This is a genomic window from Brucella sp. MAB-22, from assembly GCF_025908475.1.
Classification (GTDB): Bacteria; Pseudomonadota; Alphaproteobacteria; order Rhizobiales; family Rhizobiaceae; genus Brucella; species Brucella anthropi.
The window spans coordinates 2,387,477-2,407,500 of the sequence record NZ_CP109782.1 but is presented as its reverse complement, the minus strand read 5'-3'; the positions used below and the strand labels follow the sequence as shown (position 1 = coordinate 2,407,500).

Here is a 20,024-nt window from a genome sequence, read left to right as displayed (position 1 = left end):
GTAGCGAAATTCCTTGTCGGGTAAGTTCCGACCTGCACGAATGGCGTAACGACTTCCCCGCTGTCTCCAACGCAGACTCAGTGAAATTGAATTCCCCGTGAAGATGCGGGGTTCCTGCGGTTAGACGGAAAGACCCCGTGCACCTTTACTATAGCTTTACACTGGCATTCGTGTCGGCATGTGTAGGATAGGTGGTAGACTTTGAAGCAGTGGCGCCAGCCATTGTGGAGTCATCCTTGAAATACCACCCTTGCCTATATGGATGTCTAACTGCGGCCCGTTATCCGGGTCCAGGACCGTGTATGGTGGGTAGTTTGACTGGGGCGGTCGCCTCCTAAAGAGTAACGGAGGCGCGCGATGGTAGGCTCAGAACGGTCGGAAATCGTTCGTCGAGTGCAATGGCATAAGCCTGCCTGACTGCAAGACTGACAAGTCGAGCAGAGACGAAAGTCGGTCATAGTGATCCGGTGGTCCCGCGTGGAAGGGCCATCGCTCAACGGATAAAAGGTACGCCGGGGATAACAGGCTGATGACCCCCAAGAGTCCATATCGACGGGGTTGTTTGGCACCTCGATGTCGACTCATCGCATCCTGGGGCTGGAGCAGGTCCCAAGGGTATGGCTGTTCGCCATTTAAAGCGGTACGTGAGTTGGGTTCAGAACGTCGTGAGACAGTTCGGTCCCTATCTGCCGTGGGTGTAGGAATATTGATAGGATCTGTCCCTAGTACGAGAGGACCGGGATGGACGTATCTCTGGTGGACCTGTTGTCGTGCCAACGGCATAGCAGGGTAGCTATATACGGACGGGATAACCGCTGAAGGCATCTAAGCGGGAAACCCACCTAAAAACGAGTATTCCCTATCAGAGCCGTGGAAGACTACCACGTTGATAGGCCGGGTGGAAGTGCGGCAACGCATGTAGCTTACCGGTACTAATAGCTCGATCGACTTGATCACTCCCATTTACAATATCCATCAAGCGTAGCTTGATGAAAACTTTGCCCCTCACGCCTTATTCACTTCGTGAATGGCGTCCTAAGAGGGCGGCGCAAAGGCGCCGGCACACAGTCGTGTGCTTATTGTTTATCAGCGTTTATCGCTGATTTATCTGCACGAAAGACAACCAGCTTCTCATATTTGTGTTCTTCGCCGACCTGGTGGTTATGGCGGAGCGGCTGCACCCGATCCCATTCCGAACTCGGCCGTGAAACGCTCCAGCGCCAATGGTACTTTGTCTTAAGACACGGGAGAGTAGGTCGCTGCCAGGTCTGCCAAGCACACAAATAACATTCCATCTTCTCAAAACATACAAAACAGCTTTCGTAAGCGCGATGCGCAAAAACTACCCAACCGGTTCAAAATAAACACCCATAGCGCGGGGTGGAGCAGCCCGGTAGCTCGTCAGGCTCATAACCTGAAGGCCGCAGGTTCAAATCCTGCCCCCGCAACCAAATTCCCACGAAAATACATAAATCTCTCGATCATATCCGATGTTCGTATCTTTGCGAGCTGGCTCCTTCTTCTCGCAGAAGACCGTTCGACCTAAAATCGATGCGCGGAAGCGAGTTCTATACGCACGCACCGCAGCGCGCTCATAACCCCAAGGGTGGGCAGCAAAAGGTACTGATCCAGCGAAACAATCCCCCGACAACGCAACCAGGCACCAGCCAAAAACCAAATCAAAACCCGCCGCAACGCGGGCTTTTTTTTGACCAAAGCAGCCTAGGCAGCTGCAAAACCTCCCCGTCCCAACCATAACGACAAACTGATCTGCTTAAGCTATCAAACAGCCTCGTTATCAAAGGAAGACAATCGTGAACCTCGATCGCTCCGCGCTGGCTGATCTCAACATATTCGTGACAATCGTACGCCGCAAAAGCATGAAAATGGCTGCAATCGAGCTCGGCGTAACAACCTCAGCTATCAGTCATCGTATGAAAAATCGAGTGTGTCCGGAAGCCTGGCTCCCAATGCCCACTAAGTGAGGGACTTATTCATATTGATACCCGTCACATGAAATCCCGTTGCATCATAAACATGCCTGGCACGCGCGTTGTCAGCGGCGACGCGGAGCTTGATTTGCTGAAAGCCTTGACGCTTTAAGTCGACCTCCAGGGTTGTTAAGGCCAGCTTGCCGTATCCCTTCCCCTGTAAAGAGGGAAAGATGTAAAAGTCCATAATGAATGCTACCTGTTTCGCTGGATCCTGTTTGTACCAGAGATAGCCGAGAAGCTTTTCCGGACTGCAGGCAGGGTCGATCAAACACAGCAAGATCTGGTCAGTCGTATTGACACCGTCAGGCAAGTCCGAAGCCATTTCTCGTTTTACCTGATCAAGAGCGGCTACGTCGGAAAGACGATAACTTGATGCAACCTCCGCTGCGTAGTCAGGAATGAAATAGCCGAGATAAGTCGGGAACTCATCCTCTCGCATAGGTCTTAGTTGGAGCATGAAGGATTCCTTTCGTCGTACAGACGGGGATCGTGTCACGCCCCGTGCCCTTGCAGGTGAAGCTTGTGAAACAATAACCCAACCAGCCTATCGTTTGTGTAGCCTTGACGGAGCGTGAACTGTATGCGGTCCATCGGTTGAACAGGAACTTTACGTCCCTGGCTCGACTTCCACCACAAGCGGAGCATTGGGAGCAAGCGCGTTGCTCGATGGGGCGGCTTCTGTCGATTGCGATACACAAGCCGCTTCCCCTTGAAGTTCGTGGGCGTCGATATGCATCGATGAGTTCTTTTTCCATCCGCCGTGAAAATAAAGGACCGTCGCCATCAGCAGGGTTGATACCATTGCAGCTGGAAAACTCAGCCAGAGCGCATCGGAACCAAACTGTTCACGCAGACCAATGGCGACACCGAGACGCACCGGGTACATGGATACGAAGAGAATGATGAGCGGCCAGATAACCTGGCCGTTTGCTCTTACAGTTCCGAAAAGAACCATCGATACGCCGAAGGCGATGAAGCCCCAGGTCGCGATCTGTCCGATGTGCTGGCCGATCGCGATTGCCGGACTGTCCGCGCCGAGAAATATCTGCATGGCCTGTCGATCCGCGAGAAGCAGCAGCACAACCAGGGCTCCCGTCATCAGAACTGCATAAATCGCCCCTATACGCGTTATCGAACTCACGCGATCCCATTTTCCCGCACCGATATTCTGGGCAGCCATGGCGCTGACAGCGGCGCCAAGCGCCATTGCCGGCATCTGCACATAAGTCCAGAGCTGCTGCGTAGCGCCGAAGGCGGCTGTCGTATCGACCCCCTCTTGATTGACCAGCCGCATCATGGTCAGCATCGAACTGGAAACCACAATCATCTGGACGCCCATTGGCAGTCCTTTGGTGAAGATCAGCCGCAGTAATTCCCGGTCCGGAACTAGAAGCCATAATTCCTCGCCGCGCAGGCGCAAAGGCAGATCACGGTAGTAGATATAATAAAGCATCGCTGCGAGGCTTATGTAATTGGCGGCAGCCGTCGCCAGGGCAGACCCTGCGATACCTAGTGCGGGCAACGGCCCCCAGCCCAGAATGAAAAGGGGATTGAGCGCTATATCCAAAAGAACGGCCATTCCCATGAATATGAGCGGGGTCATGGCGTCGCCGCTGCCGCGCAATGCCATCATCAATGTCGTCTGCATCAGAATCGCCGGCATGGCGAGGAACGTAACTTGCAGAAACGCGCGCGCCAGCGGTTCAATTGCTTCAGGCGTTCCGAGCAAATCCAACACCTTTGGGGCGAGTAGCCAGCCGATGATGGCGACGACAATGCTAAGCGGCACGAAAGTACCAACCGTGGTGCCCGCTATTGCGCGCGCTGTCTCGACATCACGCCGCCCGAATGCCTGTCCGATCAGGATCGTCGATGCCATGCCGAAACCAAAGACAAAGGCGGTTAGCAGAAACATGACCAGGTTGCCGTTTGTCGTAGCAGCAAGTGCATTCTCGCCCAGCAACTGGCCGATCCAGATCGTATCGATCGAACCGTTGGCCGATTGCAATATGGAAGAGCCAAGCGTCGGCAACGCAAAAAGCAGCAAAGCCTGATTGATCGGGGCTGTTGTCAGGTCGATGCCTTGTTTCATGAGACCTCGTCATCGGAATGTTTTGTTGTGAAAGAACTGCCTAAATGAAACTGGATGTTCGTCCCCGTTACCGGAAACCTAAATGGTTGTACTCCGGAGTGATGTTGGCAGTTTGCACACCACACGTAAAGTCACGGAAAAGAGTATCGGATGTGACGCAAAGCGATGGTACGACCGTTTTATGCCATTCCCACTAATCAAAAGATTGCTAATATGGTCATGAAAGCATGGAGGGGCTCTATCCATGAAAGGTCTGGCAAATAAGGCATTGCAAGATGCCGATAAGAATGAGGGTGATCTACATCCTGCTCACGCGGGGTGTCAGCCATCACAACTGAACCCGGGCGATCACGCCTGTGCAGGCGAAGAGCAGCTCAATTGGCTCGTCGCAATGATCAATCACGTGCCAGATTTCATCTATGCCAAGGACCTGCAGGGTCGGTTCCTGTTTGCCAATGATGCTGTGGTTCGCAACAACGGACTATCGGACATCAGAGATCTGGTCGGACTGACCGACTTCGAAATTCATGGTGAAGCTGCGATCACTGCTCGCATTTCCGAAATCGAAAAGCAGGTCATGGAAAGCGGCCAGCCGGATCTCGGTTATGAAGAACGCGCCATGCGCGGCGGGGCTGATCGCTGGCTCATGATCTCGCGCGTGCCTTTGCGCGATAGAAGCGGCAATATTATCGGCGTCGTGGGTGTGTCTCGTGACATTTCCATCAAGAAAAGGGCTGAACGCTTCATGCAGGTTCAGGCCCGTATTCTGGAAATGACGGTCAGCGCGGTTGCCATACCGGAATTTGTCGATCAGCTGGCACATTTGCTGGAAGATATTACAGCTGGTGTTCACTGTGTTGCCATGGTTACCGGGGAAACGACTGACGAAGTCGTCATATCCGCGCCTTCGCTGCCTCAACTGGTGACCGGTTTGAGAGGTGGGCTTGAGCCGCTTTCTGCCGCGAGTCTCGAAGTGGTGTTGAGGACATTGCTTCCAGACAGCCAAACCATATTCTGCATCGAGATTCCGTCTGCGGACGCTGAGGGGCACGGTTTTCTAGGCTTGGTGGCCGATGTTGACGCTTCGAAAGACCTTGATCTCAGGGAGTTTTTCACTACTGCAGCGAGGCTGACCGGCATTGCCATAGACAGGCGCATTGCCGATGAGCGCATCCGCTATCTGGCCGAACACGATACGCTGACGGGACTGGCGAACAGGGCCTTCCTGGAGCGAAGGCTCGACGAGATTCTCCAACAGGCAGCTTCCCGATCTCGGAGGGTGGCTGTTGGCTTTCTCGATCTGGATCAGTTCAAACCGGTCAACGATACGCTCGGCCATGCAGCGGGAGACAAGCTCCTGCAACGGATTGCCGGACGGATTTCGGTGCTCCTGCGCGACGGTGAACTAGCCGGTCGCATGGGAGGCGATGAATTCATTCTGGTTTTGCAGGCGGATGACGGTGATTTTTGCTCCCGGCTGGACGAGATCAGGCGGAAGATCAGCGAGCCGGTCGAACTGGACGGGGCATGTCTGGAAGTCACCTGCAGTATCGGCGTCGCCTGTTTCCCAAGACATGGCGGGGCGGCGGGGGAACTCTTGGCGGCTGCGGATGCGGCCATGTATGATGCCAAGGCGAAAGGGCGTAATGGCCTCAGTGTCTATTCCGGCGAAATGTCGCGCGGGCCCGCTACAGGCGGGAGTGGCCAGTCATAGTTGTTGCATGGTGTTCAACTCAGCTTGGCTTTGACGAACACGTCATAGCGCGTGCTTTTGCCGAGTATCTGGTGGGAAGGTTTGCGCAATCCGGCCATTGGGTCGGCACGCAGGGGCCATTTCAGCACCACGCGGTTCTGCGCGGCTTCCAGCGCCACTTGCATCAGTCTTTCGGCATCCGGATCTGTGCCGACGATCTCGCGGATTTGCCGCATTTCCTTTTTGACGAGCGCACTGTTCCCGCGCGGAGGGTGCATCGGGTCAACCAGCACGACCTGCGGCTTCAGATCCGGCAGGAGCAGGCTGGAATCACCCAGCAGAAGTGTCATGCGCGCGACAGTCTCGGCATAGCGACCGCCTTCTTCAGCAGCGCGCGCCAGCCCTTCAGCGAGAAGAGCGTGCATCTTTTCGGAACGCTCGATCAAAGTTACCTTTGCACCCAGCGATGCCAGCAGAAATGCGTCGCGTCCGAGCCCCGCCGTCGCATCCACGATTTCCGGCGTGGCATCGCGTGTCAGACCTGCGGCCTTGGCGAGAGCCTGTCCGCGTCCTTCGCCGGAACGAAACCGGTGGCCGACAGCGCCTCCGACGAAATCAACGACCAGTTCCGATGTATCGATTTTCTGCGACATGGATGCTCTCAGAAGGGGCAGGGCGCGGTAAAGGTCACGGAACGACCATCGGGATGCTGGAAAGACAATTCTTCCGCGTGCAGCAGAAGGCGATCTGCAGCAGCCAGCGCTTCACCTTCGGCATAGAATTCGTCGCCAAGGATCACGTGGCCGAGCGCTTTCATATGTACACGCAGCTGGTGCGTGCGCCCTGTGAGGGGATGGAGCCGCAGACGCGTTGTGTTCTCGTCTCGATCCAGAACCCGCCAGCGGGTTTGTGCTGGTTTGCCATTTTCACGGTCGACACGATGACGCGGTTTGTTGTCGGGGTCTATGGCCAGAGGCAGGTTGATCAGCCCTTCGTCATCTTCAACAAGCCCCCAGACCACTGCAACGTAGGATTTTTGCGTCGTCCGCGCTTCAAACTGCGAGGCGATGGCAGCATGTGCCTTGCGGTTGAGCGACATCAGCACAAGGCCCGACGTGTCCTTGTCGAGACGATTGATCATCTGGGCTTGCGGAAACTGTTCCTGAACGCGTGTTGCGAGACTGTCCGACAATGCGGGGTGACGCCCCGGTACGGATAAGAGGCCACTTGGCTTATCCAGCACGAGAAAGCCTGCATCGCGATGAAGGATCGAGAGGTAGGGTTCCAGCGGGGGATGATAGACGGGAGTAACGGCGGATAACACAGTCATGATACGCTTCTAGCATGGTTTACGTGTCGCGGAGAAGCGGGCCTTTGTTGACAGCAAGACCGGGTCGCTCTACCGTATATAAAGATGCTCTAAAATACATTTTTTCCTTTTTATTTTCATGGTGATACGATGATGACCCGTCGCCAAACCTTGTTGGGTGCTGCCGCTGCTGCCGTTGCTATGTCTACGCAGTCACAGAGAGGGCAGGCTGAAGGTCAATCGGCTCGTTCTGCCGGTTTTTGGTATCCGGAAGAAACAGAACCGCATGAACGCACTTTCATGCAATGGCCGGTGAATCCGGCGGTCTATGACGATCCTGATTTTCTGGATGACATTCAGAAAACGATCGCGAAAATCGCCAACACCATTGCTGAATTCGAGCCGGTCGTGATGCTGGCGGCGGCACAGCACCACCGCGCAGTTCGCAAGCTGGTGTCGCGCAATGTGGAATTATGGGACATTCCGACCGATGATTTGTGGTGCCGTGATTCCGGTCCCTCCTTTGTCGTGAATGGCAAGGGTGGTCTCGCCGTCACGCAGTTCAACTTCAACGGTTGGGGCAACAAGCAGACCCATGGGGCAGACGGTCAGATCGCCGCGCGGATAGCCGAACGGCTGGGGTTGCAGGTTTTCGACACCGGGCTGGTGGGGGAAGCCGGCGGTGTTGAAACCGACGGCCATGGCACGCTGATCGCTCATGAAAGCACCTTCGTCAATGGCAATCGCAATCGGGGCAGCAAAGCGGAAATCGAGAAGATGCTGCTGGATACGATGGGCGCCCGCAAGATGATCTGGGCGCCCGGAATCATTGGTGCCGATATCACCGATTATCATATCGATGCGCTTGCCCGTTTTGTTAAGCCGGGACAGCTGGTAATCCAGATGGGAGATAAGATCGATCCCGACGACCCCTGGTCGGCTGCTGCCTTCGAAACGCACGACATTCTGGCCGCAGCCACTGATGCCGAGGGTCGCAAACTCGATATAGTTATTCTGCCGGAGCCTTATAATATCCGCTCGAAAAGCCACGATTTCGTGTCTTCCTATGTCAATTACTACGTTTGTAACGGCGCGGTGATAGCTGCCGAGTTCGGGGATCGTAAAGCCGATGAACGGGCTGCTGCTATTCTTGCAAAACTGTATCCCGGTCGGGAGATTGTTACATTGAATATCGATCCAGTGGGTGAGGTTGGCGGTGGTATCCATTGTGCCACCCATGAGCAACCCAAGGTCTGAACATGTGGAACTGGTTGCGGCGTAATACTGAACCGTTAACCGCTCTGGGCGGGATTGCTACAGCCTTTGCCGCGCTCTCGGCGCTGGTTATCATTCCCTATCAGGTCGGTCAGGCCGATCTCATTCAGCGCGACCAGACAGCGCGCGAAATATATCGCGAGTTTCTGAATCTGACGGTGCAAAAGCCCGAGCTGGCCCAGGCCGATTATTGTGCGCTGAGAGGCACGACGCAGCTCACGGCCTATGGGGCATATGTCGAATATCTGCTTTATACATCTGAACAGATGATCGAAACCTCGCCTGACTGGCGTACGCCTATGGCCGGATATTTGAATGATCACATGGAATATCTGTGCGATCCCGAGGGGCTGGGCGCACGTGATGGCGTGGCTGGTCTGCTGGCGCAGGCTGGACTGGTCTGCAAGCCCGAGAATACCTGTCAGGAAGACACACAACCTTGAAGTGATATGGCGGAGAGGGTGGGATTCGAACCCACGGTGGAGTTACCCCCACGCCGCATTTCGAGTGCGGTACTTTCGACCACTCAGCCACCTCTCCGCATTGTGCACTACGGTAAAACGATCTATAAAAATCGCGCCGTTGAAAAGCATCTAAAGCGAATGCTAAGTGTGTAGCGGCTCATTAACGAGCCAGAGGCAATTAGACAAGACCTAATTTGCATTCCGTTGTGAAAATTCTTGACTTTTCTGCCGCTTCACACCTATAAGCACCAGACCTTAGGCGTGGGGTAGTCCGCGCCTATTGTTTTGATTGCAGATTTCGGACTTTTTCGGGCTGCGATCAGGGGCCAAAAGCCCGCTCATCAACCGACTGATAAAAAGACGGCCCATCACTTCGACGCCAATGTCGTGGAAATGAGAGCCGGACCGAACAACCGAAAGGACAACAAATGTTCGCAGTCATCAAGACCGGTGGCAAGCAGTATCGCGTTGCCGCAAACGACCTCATCAAGGTCGAAAAAGTTGCTGGCGAAGCCGGTGACATCGTAGAATTCGCAGAAGTTCTGATGGTCGGCTCGACCATTGGCGCCCCGACCGTCGCCGGTGCTATTGTCACCGCCGAAGTCGTCGAACAGGGCCGTGCCCGCAAGGTCATCGCGTTCAAGAAGCGTCGTCGTCAGAATTCGAAGCGCACCCGCGGTCATCGTCAGGAACTGACGACCATCCGTATCTCGGAGATCCTCACCGACGGCGCAAAGCCTTCCAAGAAGGCCGCCGAGAAGAAGGCTCCGAAGGCAGCGCCTAAGAAGGCAGCAGCCAAGGCCGAGTCGGCTGAGTAAGTAGAGAGATTAAAGGAGAACACCAATGGCACACAAAAAAGCTGGCGGTTCCTCGCGTAACGGTCGCGATTCAGAATCCAAACGCCTTGGCGTGAAGAAGTTCGGCGGCGAAGCTGTGCTCGCCGGCAACATCATCGTGCGCCAACGCGGCACGAAGTGGCATCCGGGCGCCAATGTTGGCCTGGGCAAGGACCACACGATTTTTGCAACCACGAACGGTTCTGTATCTTTCCGTACGAAAGCCAACGGCCGCACGTACGTATCGGTAGACCCGATCGCGGAAGCAGCAGAGTAAGCCGGGCACTCTCTAAAGCACCGGCGTCCCATCGGACCCGGTGCAAATGGCAGCCTAGCCAAAAGATCGAAGGGAAGATGGGTCACCATCTTCCCTTTTTGCATTTGAGCGCATCCCGAAAAGTGCGAAGCGGTTTTCGGATAAGATGCGCGTAAAATGAAACGCTCTGGAGGAACGAAAAATGGTTGTCGAAGTTCTGGAAGAAGATTGTTACGACGCAAGCAGTAGCGAAAGAAGAGACAGTTACACGGATCTGTCGCCCGGCCAGGCGGTCGGCTTGGCGACCAGTCTGGCAGATGATCTGAGCCCCGATCTGGCTTATGAACTAGACTGTCCTGTCCTCGTCACTGAAAGGCTGGTCCTGCGCCCGCCGCATGTCGAAGACGTGGATGCGATTTCCTATCTTGCCAATAACGCCCGCGTCTCCGGTATGCTTGCCCGCATGCCGCATCCATACACGCGTGAAAATGCGGTCGATTTTGTCGAGCGCGTGCGAAAAGGCGAGATGGGCAATTGCATCTACGCCATCACGCAAGCGGAAACCGGCATCTTTATGGGCTGCTGCGGCATTCATGCGCATAAGCATGGCGAGGGGCTGGAAATCGGCTACTGGCTGGGTGAGCCCTATTGGGGGCACGGCTTTGCCACTGAAGCCGCTCACGCCCTGATCGATCTGGCTTTCCGTGCAACTGCTATCGAGCGGCTGCATGTCTCGTGCCGGGCCAGCAATGGCGGCTCCCGCCGGGTGATCCACAAGTGCGGGTTCCAGTTCAGCAGCATGGGCATGGCGGATTCGCTTGCCGCAGGCAATGTGCCGGTCGAGCGCTATGTCCTTGATCGTCGCACCTGGATCGGGCTGAGAAGCTGGCAGTCGTAAACAAAAGGTACTGCGTGCCAAACCTTATAGGCCGCAGGACCAATAATAACGGGGAATGAAATGATGGATACTCATGCAATCGCACGCGAGAAGATCGTGGTGCGTGCGCTCGAAAAGGGCGATCTGCATCGCTATCGAGCCATAAGATTAAGCGCTTTGCAGCGTGCGCCAATGGCCTTCGGTTCGAGTTTCGAAGAAGAGAATGCCTATTCGGACAGCGTGTTCGCACGCCGTCTGGAGCAGGTGGACGGCAATGTGGTTTTCGGTGCCTTCGACGGTGAAAACCTGCTGGGAACGGCTGGCCTTTTCCGCCACGACCGCAAGTCCGAACGCCATCGCGGCACGCTCTGGGGTGTCTATGTGGCCCCCGAAGCGCGCGGGCTGGACTTGGGCAAGGCTCTCGTCAGCAAGGTCATCGACCATGCCGCAAAGCAGGTCGTCGTTCTGGATGCCAAGGTGGTGGCCACGAATGAAGCCGCCAAGCGCGTCTATTATGCGCTCGGTTTCAAGACTTTCGGTGTCGAACCCAAGTCACTTTACGTGCAGGGCCAGTATCTGGATCAGGAATTGATCTATATCGATTTCACCGATCCGGTCTGGAAAGACAAACTCGGATGAAATCTGGCCTCCTCGACTGTTTGCAGGAGGCCGCTTTTGCTGTAATTGCAACACACCACATGCGGGCACAGGCCCGCATGTAACAATATTCAGGGCGTCTGCCGCCCAAAAGCCCGCCAGAGTGCGGGCATCCAAGAAGGTTACGTTCAGATGAAGTTTCTCGATCAGGCAAAGATCTACATCCGCTCCGGCAATGGCGGTGCGGGGGCGGTTTCGTTCCGCCGCGAGAAATTTCTCGAATTCGGCGGTCCCGATGGCGGTGATGGTGGACGCGGCGGCGATGTCTGGGTGGAGGCTGTAAACGGCCTCAACACGCTGATCGACTATCGCTATCAGCAGCATTTCCGGGCCAAGACCGGCATGCATGGCATGGGCCGCAATATGACCGGGGGCAAGGGCGACGACGTTATTCTCAAGGTGCCGGTCGGCACGCAGATCTTCGAGGAAGACGACGAAACGCTGATCTGCGACATCACCGAAATCGGCCAGCGCTACCGGCTGGCCAAGGGCGGCAATGGCGGCTTCGGCAATCTCCATTTCACGACCTCGACCAATCGCGCGCCGCGCCGCGCCAATCCCGGACAGGAAGGCATCGAGCGCACCATCTGGCTGCGCCTGAAACTGATCGCCGATGCTGGTCTGGTCGGTCTGCCCAATGCCGGAAAATCCACCTTCCTTGCAAGTGTGACAGCTGCCAAGCCGAAGATTGCCGACTATCCATTCACCACGCTGCATCCCAATCTGGGCGTCGCCCGCGTGGATGGCCGCGAATTCGTCATCGCCGATATTCCGGGCTTGATCGAAGGTGCGAGTGAAGGCGTCGGTCTAGGCGACCGTTTCCTCGGCCATGTCGAGCGCACGCGCGTTCTGCTGCATCTGGTTTCGGCGCAGGAAGAAGATGTCGCCAAGGCCTATCAGGTCATTCGTGGTGAGCTTGAGGCCTATGAACACGGGCTTGCCGACAAGCCGGAAATTGTTGCGCTGTCGCAGATTGATACGCTTGATCCTGAAGCGCGCAAGGCCAAGGTCAAGGCGCTGAAAAAGGCATGTGGGCGCGACCCGCTGCTGCTTTCAGCCGTCAGCCATGAAGGTCTGAACGATGCTCTGCGCCAGCTCGCAAGCGTCATCGACCAGAGCCGCGCCGCAGAGGCCGGTACGGCGGAAGCCGAAGAATAAGCGTCGGATTTTATTTGGGCGCGCATCTTGTCCGAAAACCGTTTCACACTTTTCGGGATGCGCTTTGGATGCGGCGAGGGGAATGAAGGCATGCTGAAGCAACTGAAAAACTATCGCCGCATCGTTGTTAAAATCGGGTCCGCCCTTCTTGTGGATCGAGCAGCCGGTCTCAAGCGGGACTGGCTGGAAAGCCTCGGGCAGGACATTGCCGCTCTGCATCATGCAGGCGTCGAGGTGCTGGTGGTTTCTTCCGGTGCTATTGCACTTGGACGCACCGTTCTGGGGCTGCCGAAGAAGGCGCTGAAACTTGAGGAAAGTCAGGCCGCAGCCGCCGCAGGCCAGATTGCGCTCGCCAAGGCCTATGCCGATGTACTTGGCGGTCATTCCATCCGTTCAGGCCAGATTCTCGTCACGCTGTCCGACACCGAGGAGCGCCGCCGCTATCTCAACGCGCGCGCGACCATCGAGACGCTGTTGAAGCTGAAGGCCGTGCCGGTCATCAACGAGAACGATACGGTGGCAACCACCGAAATTCGTTATGGTGACAATGATCGTCTGGCCGCACGTGTAGCGACCATGATGGGCGCGGACCTGCTTGTCCTGCTGTCGGATATTGACGGGCTTTATACGGCCCCGCCACACAAGAACCCGGACGCCGAGTTTCTGCCGCTGGTCGAAACCATCACCCCGCAGATCGAGGCCATGGCGGGAGCGGCGGCGTCGGAACTGTCGCGCGGCGGCATGAAGACGAAGCTCGACGCGGGCAAGATCGCCAATGCGGCAGGGACCGCGATGATTATTACCTCGGGCACGCGTTTCGGCCCGCTTTCGGCAATTGATCGCGGGGAGCGCGCAACGTTGTTTGAACCGGCGCGTGCGCCGGTCAATGCCTGGAAAACCTGGATTTCCGGCAATCTTGAACCGGCTGGCCGTTTGACGGTGGATGCCGGTGCGGCCAGGGCGCTGAAATCCGGCAAGTCGCTTTTGCCCGCAGGCGTCAGGGAAATCGACGGCCAGTTCGAGCGCGGCGATACGGTTGCGGTGATCAACGAGGACGGACGCGAAATCGCGCGCGGACTGATCGCTTATGATGCCGAGGATGCGCGCAAGATCGCAGGGCATAAAAGCGATGAGATCAGTGAAATTCTTGGCTATGATGCTCGCGCGGCGATGATCCATCGCAACGATCTGGTTGTGCGTGCTGCCAGCAATGCAGAAGTCGCATAGGGGAGATGGGATGCTGACCAAGGCAGAAACGGCAAACGATATTGCTGCAGTCATGGCGGAAGTGGGTCGCAAGGCGCGCGCTGCCGCAGCACCCCTTTCCATCGCCACCACTGAACAGAAGAACAAGGCGTTGATTGCTGCCGCCGATGCGATGCTTGAAGCGCGTGGCGATATTCTTGAAGCCAACAGGCTTGATCTGGCCAATGCAGAAAAGAGCGGCATGGCAGCATCTTTCGTTGACCGGCTGACGCTCGATGACGGCCGGATCAGTGCCATCGCTGACGGTATTCGCGCTATCGCAGCCCTGCCTGATCCGGTGGGCGAAGTGATTGCCGAATGGGACCGTCCGAACGGGCTCCATATCGAGCGCGTGCGCACGCCGCTCGGTGTGATCGGCGTCATTTATGAAAGCCGCCCCAATGTAACCGCCGATGCCGGTGCGCTGTGCCTCAAGGCAGGCAATGCCGTTATCCTGCGTGGCGGTTCGGATTCGGCGCATTCGTCGGCTGCCATTCATAAAGCACTGGTCAGGGGGCTTGAAGCTGCCAACCTGCCAGCCGATGCGATCCAGATCGTGCCAGTGACCGACCGTGCGGCTGTTGGCGAAATGCTGAAAGGTCTGGACGGTGCGATTGATGTGATCGTGCCGCGTGGTGGAAAAAGCCTTGTTGCGCGCGTTCAGTCGGAAGCGCGGGTGCCGGTCTTCGCGCATCTGGAAGGCATTTGCCATCTTTATATCGACAAGTCCGCCGATCTCGACATGGCCCGCAAGATTGCGGTCGATGCCAAGATGCGGCGCACCGGCATTTGCGGTGCGGCGGAAACGCTTCTGGTCGATCGTGCCGCAGCTGCGATGCATCTGGCGCCGATCCTTGAAGATTTGGCTGCCAAGGGTTGTGAAATTCGCGGGAGTGCGGACGTGCTGGCGCTCTATCCGGCAGCAAAAGCTGCAACTGAAGAGGACTGGTCGACCGAATATCTCGACGCGATCATTTCCGTTGCGCTGGTTGACGGTATTTCGGGCGCGATTGAGCACATCAACCGCTATTCCTCGCACCATACGGAAGCTGTCGTGGCTGAGGATGCGGCAGCGGTTGCGCGCTTCTTCAACGAGATCGACTCCGCCATTCTCCTGCACAATGCCTCGACGCAATTTGCCGATGGCGGCGAGTTCGGCATGGGCGCGGAAATCGGCATTGCCACCGGCAAGATGCATGCGCGTGGACCGGTCGGCGTGGAGCAGCTGACCTCGTTCAAATATCGCGTTCGCGGTGACGGTCAGATCCGTGGTTAGGTTCGAATGAAATTCGGCTTCGGGCTTTCCGCATTGAAGGCGCAATATCCTGGTGTCGATGCGCATTATCTGCGCATGCCTTATGTCGAGAAGGGCATGGCGGTCGGGCTGTTCGGCGGCTCGTTCAACCCGCCGCATGGCGGGCACGCGCTGGTGGCGGAAATCGCAATCCGGCGGCTCAAGCTCGACCAGCTCTGGTGGATGGTGACGCCCGGCAATCCGCTGAAGGACAGTCGCGAACTGGCGCCGCTTGCCGATCGATTGAAACTGAGCGAGGAAATTGCATCCGATCCGCGCATCAAGGTGACGGCGCTCGAGGCAGCCTTCAACGTGCGTTATACGGCGGATACACTGGCGCTCATCCGCGATGCCAATCCCGGCGTCCATTTTGTCTGGGTGATGGGGGCGGATAATCTCGCCTCCTTCCATCGCTGGCAGCGCTGGCGCGAGATTGCGCAGAATTTTCCGATTGCGGTTATCGACCGGCCGGGTTCGACGCTGGCCTATCTGTCGTCACGCATGGCGCAGACATTCTCCGACAGTCGCGTCGATGAACAATATGCGCCGATGCTGGCGCGTCGCACACCTCCGGCCTGGACCTTCATCCATGGACCGCGTTCGTCGCTCTCATCCAGCGCGATCCGCAAGTCCCGTACATGATCTTGATGCTTTCATGACGATTTCGACAAGATATATGCAAAACGGGCGAATAAACTGAAAAAGTGAACGGTTTGGAAAAGCCGATAGTCTTGAAACAAAACAGGGACTCTGCCTATTTTAGGGAGTGTGGTGCTTATAACTGCCACACGGCGTTGTTCTGCTGAGAAAGGGAATACACTGAGAACAGCAATTGAGAAGAAGGCTCATCACGCGCCTTCAACGGTCAGGATGGACGAGTCCAATCTCGTGTCCCAGACCTTCGACGCGGCCTTGGCCAGTCTCGAAAACTCCAAGGCAGAATCCATCATCCCCATCGACATTCGCGGAAGATCAACGATCGGCGATTATATGATCGTCGCGTCGGGCCGTTCGCATCGTCATGTGACGGCGGTTGCCGACCATCTCCTGCAGGCCCTGCGTGAAGCAGGCTGCAAGGATATACGGGTCGAAGGTCTCGAGAGTGGCGACTGGGTTCTCATCGACACCGGCGACATCATCGTCCATGTCTTCCGACCGGAAGTCCGTGACTTCTACAATCTCGAGAAGATCTGGCTCGACGAGGGTTTCGACGCGTTCGACACCGAACGTGCGCCGGGATTGGTGCATTAGAGCATTTTCGAGCCAAAACTGCGAAGCGGTTTTGCGTTGGATAATGCGCGAAAAAAGAAGATTAAAGCGTGAAACGCTTTAGTTCGATGAATTGAGAGCGTCATGCGTGTGAGTGTTTTTGCCGTGGGCCGGATGAAAGCCGGCCCCGAACGGGAGCTGGTCGAGCGTTATTTCGACCGATTTTCGAAAGCTGGACCGCCATTGGGGCTTGAATTCGCCGGTGTGAGCGAAATTCCCGAAAGCCGGGGCCAGACGGCAGAGCTGCGCAAGGCCGAAGAAGCTCAGCGCATTCATGAAGCTCTCGATAATGGAGCTGCCTTGATCCTTCTCGACGAGCGCGGCAAGGCGCTCGGATCGGAAGCTTTTGCGGATCGCATCGGGCGGATGCGGGACGACGGCAAGCGCCAGCTCATCGTCGCCATTGGCGGGCCGGACGGCCACGATCCGGCATTGCGAACACGCGCCGACCTCGTTCTGGCGCTGGGCGAATTGACGTGGCCGCACCAGATCGCCCGCATCCTGATTGCCGAGCAGCTTTATCGCGCCGCCACCATTCTGGCCGGGCATCCGTATCACAGGTCCTGATATGGGGGCTGGTTGTAGACTGCGCCCCTCAGCGTGAAACTCTTACCGCTTTCGGGAATGAGAACGGTAAGGCCATCTGCTGCTTGCCGTGTGATCTCCAGACCGGCCTTAGCAAGAGTTTCAACGATGAAGGCGCGGTCGGAACGCTTTGCCGCCACGATATGCTCGCAAATATAGGTATGGACATAGCCGCGCCCTTCGCGCCAATCCTCCGTCATCGTTTTCAGTGCTTTTGCATTCATGACGACCGGTTTATCGTGCGAAGGCCGGTTTAACCAGCGATCCGTTATCGGCGGTATTTATGGTTGATGGTTCGTTAACGGGTTCAGTCTAGTTTCGGCTCTGAATTTGGCCTTGTTTCGTCCTGATAGAACACGCATGAGTCCTGAACGCCTTTTCAAAAGACCACGATTGCTTGCTTTCACGCAGGCTGGCCTCGTTTTGGCTGGCTTGTTCGTCTGCGCGCCGTCGGTTCTTGCGCAGGAAGCCTTGCAGCAGCAGCGTGATCAGGCGGCGAGCGAATATGAAAAGCTCAGCGGCGAACTCACCGTCACCGGCGACAAGCTGAAACAGCTTGAAGACGAGGTGGCCGGGCTCAAGAAGGACCAGACCACCATTACCGCAGCACTGATCCAGTCGGCCAAGACCGACAAGAAGCTGCAGCAGGATATTGCCGATATTGCCGACAAGCTTACCGCGCTGCGCGAGCAGGAAGATGGCATTCGCTCGTCGCTGCGCGCACGGCGCGGCGTTCTGGCGGAGGTGCTGGCCGCATTGCAGCGCATGGGGCTGAACCCGCCGCCTGCCATTCTGGTGCGGCCCGACGATGCTCTGGCTTCAGTGCGCAGCGCCGTGCTTCTTGGTGCTGTCGTGCCTGAAATGCGTGAGCAGGTGGAAGAGCTGACGGGCGACCTGAAGGATATGCAGCGGGTCACTGCCTCCATCCGGCAAGAGCAGGAAAAGCTGAAGGCGACGCGCACGGTTCAGGCCGAAGAGCAGAAACGGCAATCACTTCTTCTTGAGGAGAAGAAGAAATTGCAGTCGCAATCGGAACAGGAAATCGATGCGCAGCGCCAGCGTTCGGAAGAATTGGCGGCCAAGGCAGGCAGCCTGAAAGACCTTATCGACGGGCTCGACAAGCAGATGGCGGGCGTGCGCGATGCAGCCGAATCCGCTCGCAAGGCCGAGGCGGATCGCCTTGCCGCAGCAAGGGAAAAGGCCGGAGAAGCAACGCCGAACGACAATCATCTGCGAGCCCAGATTGATTTTGCTTCGCTACAAGGCAAGCTCGCTTTGCCTGCAGCTGGCAAGACGATGCGTCGCTTCGGCGAGAAGGACGGTGTCGGCGGCAGCATGATGGGGCAGGTCGTTGAAACCTTGCCTTCTGCCACGATTACGTCACCTTCCGATGGCGTGATACTTTACGCAGGCACATTCCGTTCTTACGGGCAGCTCTTGATACTCGACGCGGGCAATGGATATCATGTCGTCATGGCTGGCATGGGTCGAATCGACGTATCGCAAGGCCAGTTTGTACTTGCGGGAGAGCCGGTCGGCGCGATGGGAGAAAAACTTCTGGCAAGTGTTGCACCGATAGAGGTGGGCAATGGTGCGCCATTGCTTTACATTGAATTTCGAAAGGATGGAAAACCCGTCGATCCCGCCCCTTGGTGGACCGAACGGCTTTCTGGAAGGACGTGAAAATGATACGTAAACTATCGCTGCTGTTCGCCGGGGCCCTTCTGGGGGCGTCAGCCATGGTGATGGTCCAGGGCGCGCCGGCTTCCACTGCTTTTGCGGCAGGGAAAGATAGCGATGTCTACAAGGAACTGGCCCTTTTTGGTGATATTTTCGAACGGGTGCGCGCGCAATATGTGACGCCGCCGGACGACAAGAAGCTGACCGAAAGCGCGATCAACGGCATGTTGACCTCGCTCGATCCCCATTCCTCCTATCTCAACCCGGAAGCCGCGCAGGACATGCGCGTGCAGACCAAGGGTGAGTTTGGCGGTCTTGGCATCGAAGTGACGATGGACAACGATCTCGTGAAGGTCATCGCGCCGATTGACGATACGCCCGCTTCCAAGGCCGGTGTGCTGGCAGGCGATCTCATCACCAAGATTGACGGGCAGGAAGTTCGCGGTCTTTCGCTGACCGATGCGGTCGACAAGATGCGCGGTGAAATCGGTTCATCGATCGAGCTGACGATCCAGCGCCAGGGCGTCGACAAGCCGATCACGCTGAAGATCGCACGCGCTGTCATCAAGGTGAAGGCCGTTCGCTATCGCGTCGAGAACGATATCGGCTATCTGCGCGTCATCTCGTTCACCGAACAGACATCCGAAGACCTCAAGAAGGCGATCAAGGATATTCAGGACAAGATTCCGGCCGAAAAGCTCAAGGGCTTTGTGCTGGATCTTCGCCTCAATCCGGGTGGTCTGCTCGATCAGGCCGTCGCCGTCTCTGATGCCTTCCTCGACAAGGGGGAAGTCGTCTCGACCCGTGGCCGCGATCCGCAGGATGTGACCCGCTTCGATGCACGCAAGGGCGACCTGACCGATGGTAAGCCGGTTATCGTTCTGATCAATGGCGGTTCGGCCAGTGCGTCGGAAATCGTTGCCGGTGCATTGCAGGATCATCGCCGCGCCACGGTGCTCGGCACGCAGTCCTTCGGCAAGGGTTCGGTGCAGACCATCATCCCGCTTGGCGAAAACGGTTCTCTGCGTCTGACGACGGCGCTTTATTATACGCCGTCGGGCAAGTCGATCCAGGGCAAGGGCATCACACCCGACATCAAGGTCGACCAGCCTTTGCCGCCGGAACTGAAGGGTGAGGACGTCGTTCGCGGCGAATCCGAACTCAAGGGCCACATCAAGGGCAATGCCGAGGATGACAATGGCTCTGGTTCGTCGGCTTATGTCCCGGCTGATCCGAAGGACGACATCCAGCTCAACGAAGCCTTCAAGCTCCTGCGTGGTGAGGTGGCCAATGCCGCATTCCCGCCGGATCCGAAGAAGGGTGTGTTGAACTGATCGCTC

The 20,024-nt window shown here is 56.8% G+C and carries 21 protein-coding genes, 2 tRNA genes and 2 rRNA genes (1 of these 25 cut by a window edge); 19 read left to right on the top strand and 6 right to left on the bottom strand.

All coding sequences use genetic code 11. The features are described from left to right. From OHI65_RS21155 to OHI65_RS23085, 4 genes are all read left to right on the top strand, one after another. A 23S ribosomal RNA gene (locus tag OHI65_RS21155) occupies positions 1-957 on the top strand (it extends 1,945 nt beyond the left edge of the window). A gap of 196 nt (positions 958-1,153) precedes the next feature. Next, positions 1,154-1,268, top strand: a 5S ribosomal RNA gene (gene rrf / locus OHI65_RS21150). Between the two features lie 106 nt (positions 1,269-1,374). Then, positions 1,375-1,451, top strand: a tRNA-Met gene (locus OHI65_RS21145). 429 nt (positions 1,452-1,880) lie between these two features. Continuing rightward, positions 1,881-1,985: a hypothetical protein gene (locus OHI65_RS23085; RefSeq protein WP_343212535.1), complete on the top strand. Its 105-nt coding sequence runs from the start codon at positions 1,881-1,883 to the stop codon at positions 1,983-1,985. Here the strand turns inward: OHI65_RS23085 and OHI65_RS21140 are convergent. Next, positions 1,978-2,451 (bottom strand): GNAT family N-acetyltransferase, encoded by a 474-nt coding sequence (locus tag OHI65_RS21140; protein ID WP_012091213.1) that lies wholly within the window; start codon positions 2,449-2,451, stop codon positions 1,978-1,980. The genes OHI65_RS23085 and OHI65_RS21140 overlap by 8 nt on opposite strands. Positions 2,452-2,601: 150 nt before the next feature. Then, complete coding sequence (locus tag OHI65_RS21135) at positions 2,602-4,086, bottom strand: MATE family efflux transporter (protein ID WP_264358786.1); 1,485 nt, start codon at positions 4,084-4,086, stop codon at positions 2,602-2,604. Positions 4,087-4,330: 244 nt separating this feature from the next. Here OHI65_RS21135 and OHI65_RS21130 point away from each other — a divergent pair, with 244 nt between their 5' ends. Beyond that, a complete protein-coding gene (locus tag OHI65_RS21130) occupies positions 4,331-5,800 on the top strand; it encodes a diguanylate cyclase domain-containing protein (protein ID WP_125303241.1) in 1,470 nt (489 codons plus the stop codon). A gap of 14 nt (positions 5,801-5,814) precedes the next feature. On the opposite strand, the gene OHI65_RS21125 is transcribed toward OHI65_RS21130, so the two are convergent. Both OHI65_RS21125 and OHI65_RS21120 read right to left on the bottom strand, forming a co-directional pair. Continuing rightward, positions 5,815-6,432 (bottom strand): class I SAM-dependent methyltransferase, encoded by a 618-nt coding sequence (locus OHI65_RS21125; RefSeq protein ID WP_125303244.1) that lies wholly within the window; start codon positions 6,430-6,432, stop codon positions 5,815-5,817. A gap of 8 nt (positions 6,433-6,440) precedes the next feature. Next, positions 6,441-7,109 (bottom strand): pseudouridine synthase, encoded by a 669-nt coding sequence (locus OHI65_RS21120; RefSeq protein WP_125303247.1) that lies wholly within the window; start codon positions 7,107-7,109, stop codon positions 6,441-6,443. A gap of 129 nt (positions 7,110-7,238) precedes the next feature. On the opposite strand from OHI65_RS21120, the gene OHI65_RS21115 reads away from it, so the two are divergent. Beyond that, positions 7,239-8,345 carry an agmatine/peptidylarginine deiminase gene (locus tag OHI65_RS21115; RefSeq protein WP_125303250.1) on the top strand — a complete coding sequence of 369 codons (1,107 nt, stop codon included), beginning with the start codon at positions 7,239-7,241 and terminating at the stop codon, positions 8,343-8,345. A gap of 2 nt (positions 8,346-8,347) precedes the next feature. Continuing rightward, positions 8,348-8,806 carry a hypothetical protein gene (locus OHI65_RS21110; RefSeq protein ID WP_125303253.1) on the top strand — a complete coding sequence of 153 codons (459 nt, stop codon included), beginning with the start codon at positions 8,348-8,350 and terminating at the stop codon, positions 8,804-8,806. Between the two features lie 7 nt (positions 8,807-8,813). Here the strand turns inward: OHI65_RS21110 and OHI65_RS21105 are convergent. Next, positions 8,814-8,903: transfer RNA gene (locus OHI65_RS21105), tRNA-Ser, on the bottom strand. A gap of 352 nt (positions 8,904-9,255) precedes the next feature. Here OHI65_RS21105 and rplU point away from each other — a divergent pair. From rplU to rlmH, 10 genes are all read left to right on the top strand, one after another. Further along, on the top strand, positions 9,256-9,645 hold the full coding sequence (gene rplU / locus OHI65_RS21100; RefSeq protein WP_010661521.1) for a 50S ribosomal protein L21: 390 nt from the start codon (positions 9,256-9,258) through the stop codon (positions 9,643-9,645). 25 nt (positions 9,646-9,670) lie between these two features. Then, complete coding sequence (gene rpmA / locus OHI65_RS21095; protein ID WP_010661520.1) at positions 9,671-9,940, top strand: 50S ribosomal protein L27; 270 nt, start codon at positions 9,671-9,673, stop codon at positions 9,938-9,940. A 181-nt stretch (positions 9,941-10,121) separates the two neighbouring features. Continuing rightward, a complete protein-coding gene (locus OHI65_RS21090) occupies positions 10,122-10,817 on the top strand; it encodes a GNAT family N-acetyltransferase (RefSeq protein WP_010661519.1) in 696 nt (231 codons plus the stop codon). A gap of 60 nt (positions 10,818-10,877) precedes the next feature. Continuing rightward, complete coding sequence (locus tag OHI65_RS21085) at positions 10,878-11,435, top strand: GNAT family N-acetyltransferase (RefSeq protein ID WP_012091221.1); 558 nt, start codon at positions 10,878-10,880, stop codon at positions 11,433-11,435. 150 nt (positions 11,436-11,585) lie between these two features. After that, complete coding sequence (gene obgE / locus OHI65_RS21080) at positions 11,586-12,611, top strand: GTPase ObgE (RefSeq protein ID WP_012091222.1); 1,026 nt, start codon at positions 11,586-11,588, stop codon at positions 12,609-12,611. 90 nt (positions 12,612-12,701) lie between these two features. Further along, complete coding sequence (gene proB / locus OHI65_RS21075; RefSeq protein WP_010661516.1) at positions 12,702-13,838, top strand: glutamate 5-kinase; 1,137 nt, start codon at positions 12,702-12,704, stop codon at positions 13,836-13,838. 10 nt (positions 13,839-13,848) lie between these two features. Continuing rightward, positions 13,849-15,132 carry a glutamate-5-semialdehyde dehydrogenase gene (locus tag OHI65_RS21070; RefSeq protein WP_264358785.1) on the top strand — a complete coding sequence of 428 codons (1,284 nt, stop codon included), beginning with the start codon at positions 13,849-13,851 and terminating at the stop codon, positions 15,130-15,132. Positions 15,133-15,138: 6 nt separating this feature from the next. Further along, on the top strand, positions 15,139-15,792 hold the full coding sequence (locus OHI65_RS21065) for a nicotinate-nucleotide adenylyltransferase (RefSeq protein ID WP_012091225.1): 654 nt from the start codon (positions 15,139-15,141) through the stop codon (positions 15,790-15,792). Positions 15,793-16,020: 228 nt separating this feature from the next. Further along, entirely contained in the window at positions 16,021-16,401 is a 381-nt protein-coding gene (gene rsfS / locus OHI65_RS21060) for a ribosome silencing factor (RefSeq protein ID WP_010661513.1), read from the top strand. 102 nt (positions 16,402-16,503) lie between these two features. Continuing rightward, positions 16,504-16,986 (top strand): 23S rRNA (pseudouridine(1915)-N(3))-methyltransferase RlmH, encoded by a 483-nt coding sequence (rlmH, locus tag OHI65_RS21055; protein ID WP_012091227.1) that lies wholly within the window; start codon positions 16,504-16,506, stop codon positions 16,984-16,986. Here rlmH and OHI65_RS21050 read toward each other — a convergent pair. Next, positions 16,974-17,228, bottom strand: a complete 255-nt coding sequence (locus OHI65_RS21050; RefSeq protein ID WP_010661511.1) for a hypothetical protein — start codon at positions 17,226-17,228, stop codon at positions 16,974-16,976. The two genes, rlmH and OHI65_RS21050, sit on opposite strands and share 13 nt — an antisense overlap. Positions 17,229-17,364: 136 nt before the next feature. Here OHI65_RS21050 and OHI65_RS21045 point away from each other — a divergent pair, with 136 nt between their 5' ends. Together OHI65_RS21045 and OHI65_RS21040 are read left to right on the top strand one after the other, a co-directional pair. Next, entirely contained in the window at positions 17,365-18,687 is a 1,323-nt protein-coding gene (locus tag OHI65_RS21045; RefSeq protein ID WP_012091229.1) for a murein hydrolase activator EnvC family protein, read from the top strand. 2 nt (positions 18,688-18,689) lie between these two features. Continuing rightward, positions 18,690-20,018 (top strand): S41 family peptidase, encoded by a 1,329-nt coding sequence (locus tag OHI65_RS21040; protein WP_010661509.1) that lies wholly within the window; start codon positions 18,690-18,692, stop codon positions 20,016-20,018. Positions 20,019-20,024: the final 6 nt, after the last annotated feature.

Coding starts and splice junctions, on each gene's coding strand:
- OHI65_RS21115 (WP_125303250.1), top strand. CDS start 7,239: ATGATGACCCGTCGCCAAACCTTGTTGGGTGCTGCCGCTGCTGCCGTT.
- proB (WP_010661516.1), top strand. CDS start 12,702: ATGCTGAAGCAACTGAAAAACTATCGCCGCATCGTTGTTAAAATCGGG.
- OHI65_RS21045 (WP_012091229.1), top strand. CDS start 17,365: ATGAGTCCTGAACGCCTTTTCAAAAGACCACGATTGCTTGCTTTCACG.
- OHI65_RS21070 (WP_264358785.1), top strand. CDS start 13,849: ATGCTGACCAAGGCAGAAACGGCAAACGATATTGCTGCAGTCATGGCG.
- OHI65_RS21090 (WP_010661519.1), top strand. CDS start 10,122: ATGGTTGTCGAAGTTCTGGAAGAAGATTGTTACGACGCAAGCAGTAGC.
- OHI65_RS21110 (WP_125303253.1), top strand. CDS start 8,348: ATGTGGAACTGGTTGCGGCGTAATACTGAACCGTTAACCGCTCTGGGC.
- OHI65_RS21135 (WP_264358786.1), bottom strand. CDS start 4,086: ATGAAACAAGGCATCGACCTGACAACAGCCCCGATCAATCAGGCTTTG.
- OHI65_RS23085 (WP_343212535.1), top strand. CDS start 1,881: ATGAAAATGGCTGCAATCGAGCTCGGCGTAACAACCTCAGCTATCAGT.
- rlmH (WP_012091227.1), top strand. CDS start 16,504: ATGCGTGTGAGTGTTTTTGCCGTGGGCCGGATGAAAGCCGGCCCCGAA.
- rpmA (WP_010661520.1), top strand. CDS start 9,671: ATGGCACACAAAAAAGCTGGCGGTTCCTCGCGTAACGGTCGCGATTCA.
- rplU (WP_010661521.1), top strand. CDS start 9,256: ATGTTCGCAGTCATCAAGACCGGTGGCAAGCAGTATCGCGTTGCCGCA.
- OHI65_RS21085 (WP_012091221.1), top strand. CDS start 10,878: ATGATGGATACTCATGCAATCGCACGCGAGAAGATCGTGGTGCGTGCG.
- OHI65_RS21120 (WP_125303247.1), bottom strand. CDS start 7,109: ATGACTGTGTTATCCGCCGTTACTCCCGTCTATCATCCCCCGCTGGAA.
- rsfS (WP_010661513.1), top strand. CDS start 16,021: ATGGACGAGTCCAATCTCGTGTCCCAGACCTTCGACGCGGCCTTGGCC.
- OHI65_RS21050 (WP_010661511.1), bottom strand. CDS start 17,228: ATGAATGCAAAAGCACTGAAAACGATGACGGAGGATTGGCGCGAAGGG.
- OHI65_RS21125 (WP_125303244.1), bottom strand. CDS start 6,432: ATGTCGCAGAAAATCGATACATCGGAACTGGTCGTTGATTTCGTCGGA.
- OHI65_RS21140 (WP_012091213.1), bottom strand. CDS start 2,451: ATGCTCCAACTAAGACCTATGCGAGAGGATGAGTTCCCGACTTATCTC.
- OHI65_RS21130 (WP_125303241.1), top strand. CDS start 4,331: ATGAAAGGTCTGGCAAATAAGGCATTGCAAGATGCCGATAAGAATGAG.
- OHI65_RS21040 (WP_010661509.1), top strand. CDS start 18,690: ATGATACGTAAACTATCGCTGCTGTTCGCCGGGGCCCTTCTGGGGGCG.
- obgE (WP_012091222.1), top strand. CDS start 11,586: ATGAAGTTTCTCGATCAGGCAAAGATCTACATCCGCTCCGGCAATGGC.
- OHI65_RS21065 (WP_012091225.1), top strand. CDS start 15,139: ATGAAATTCGGCTTCGGGCTTTCCGCATTGAAGGCGCAATATCCTGGT.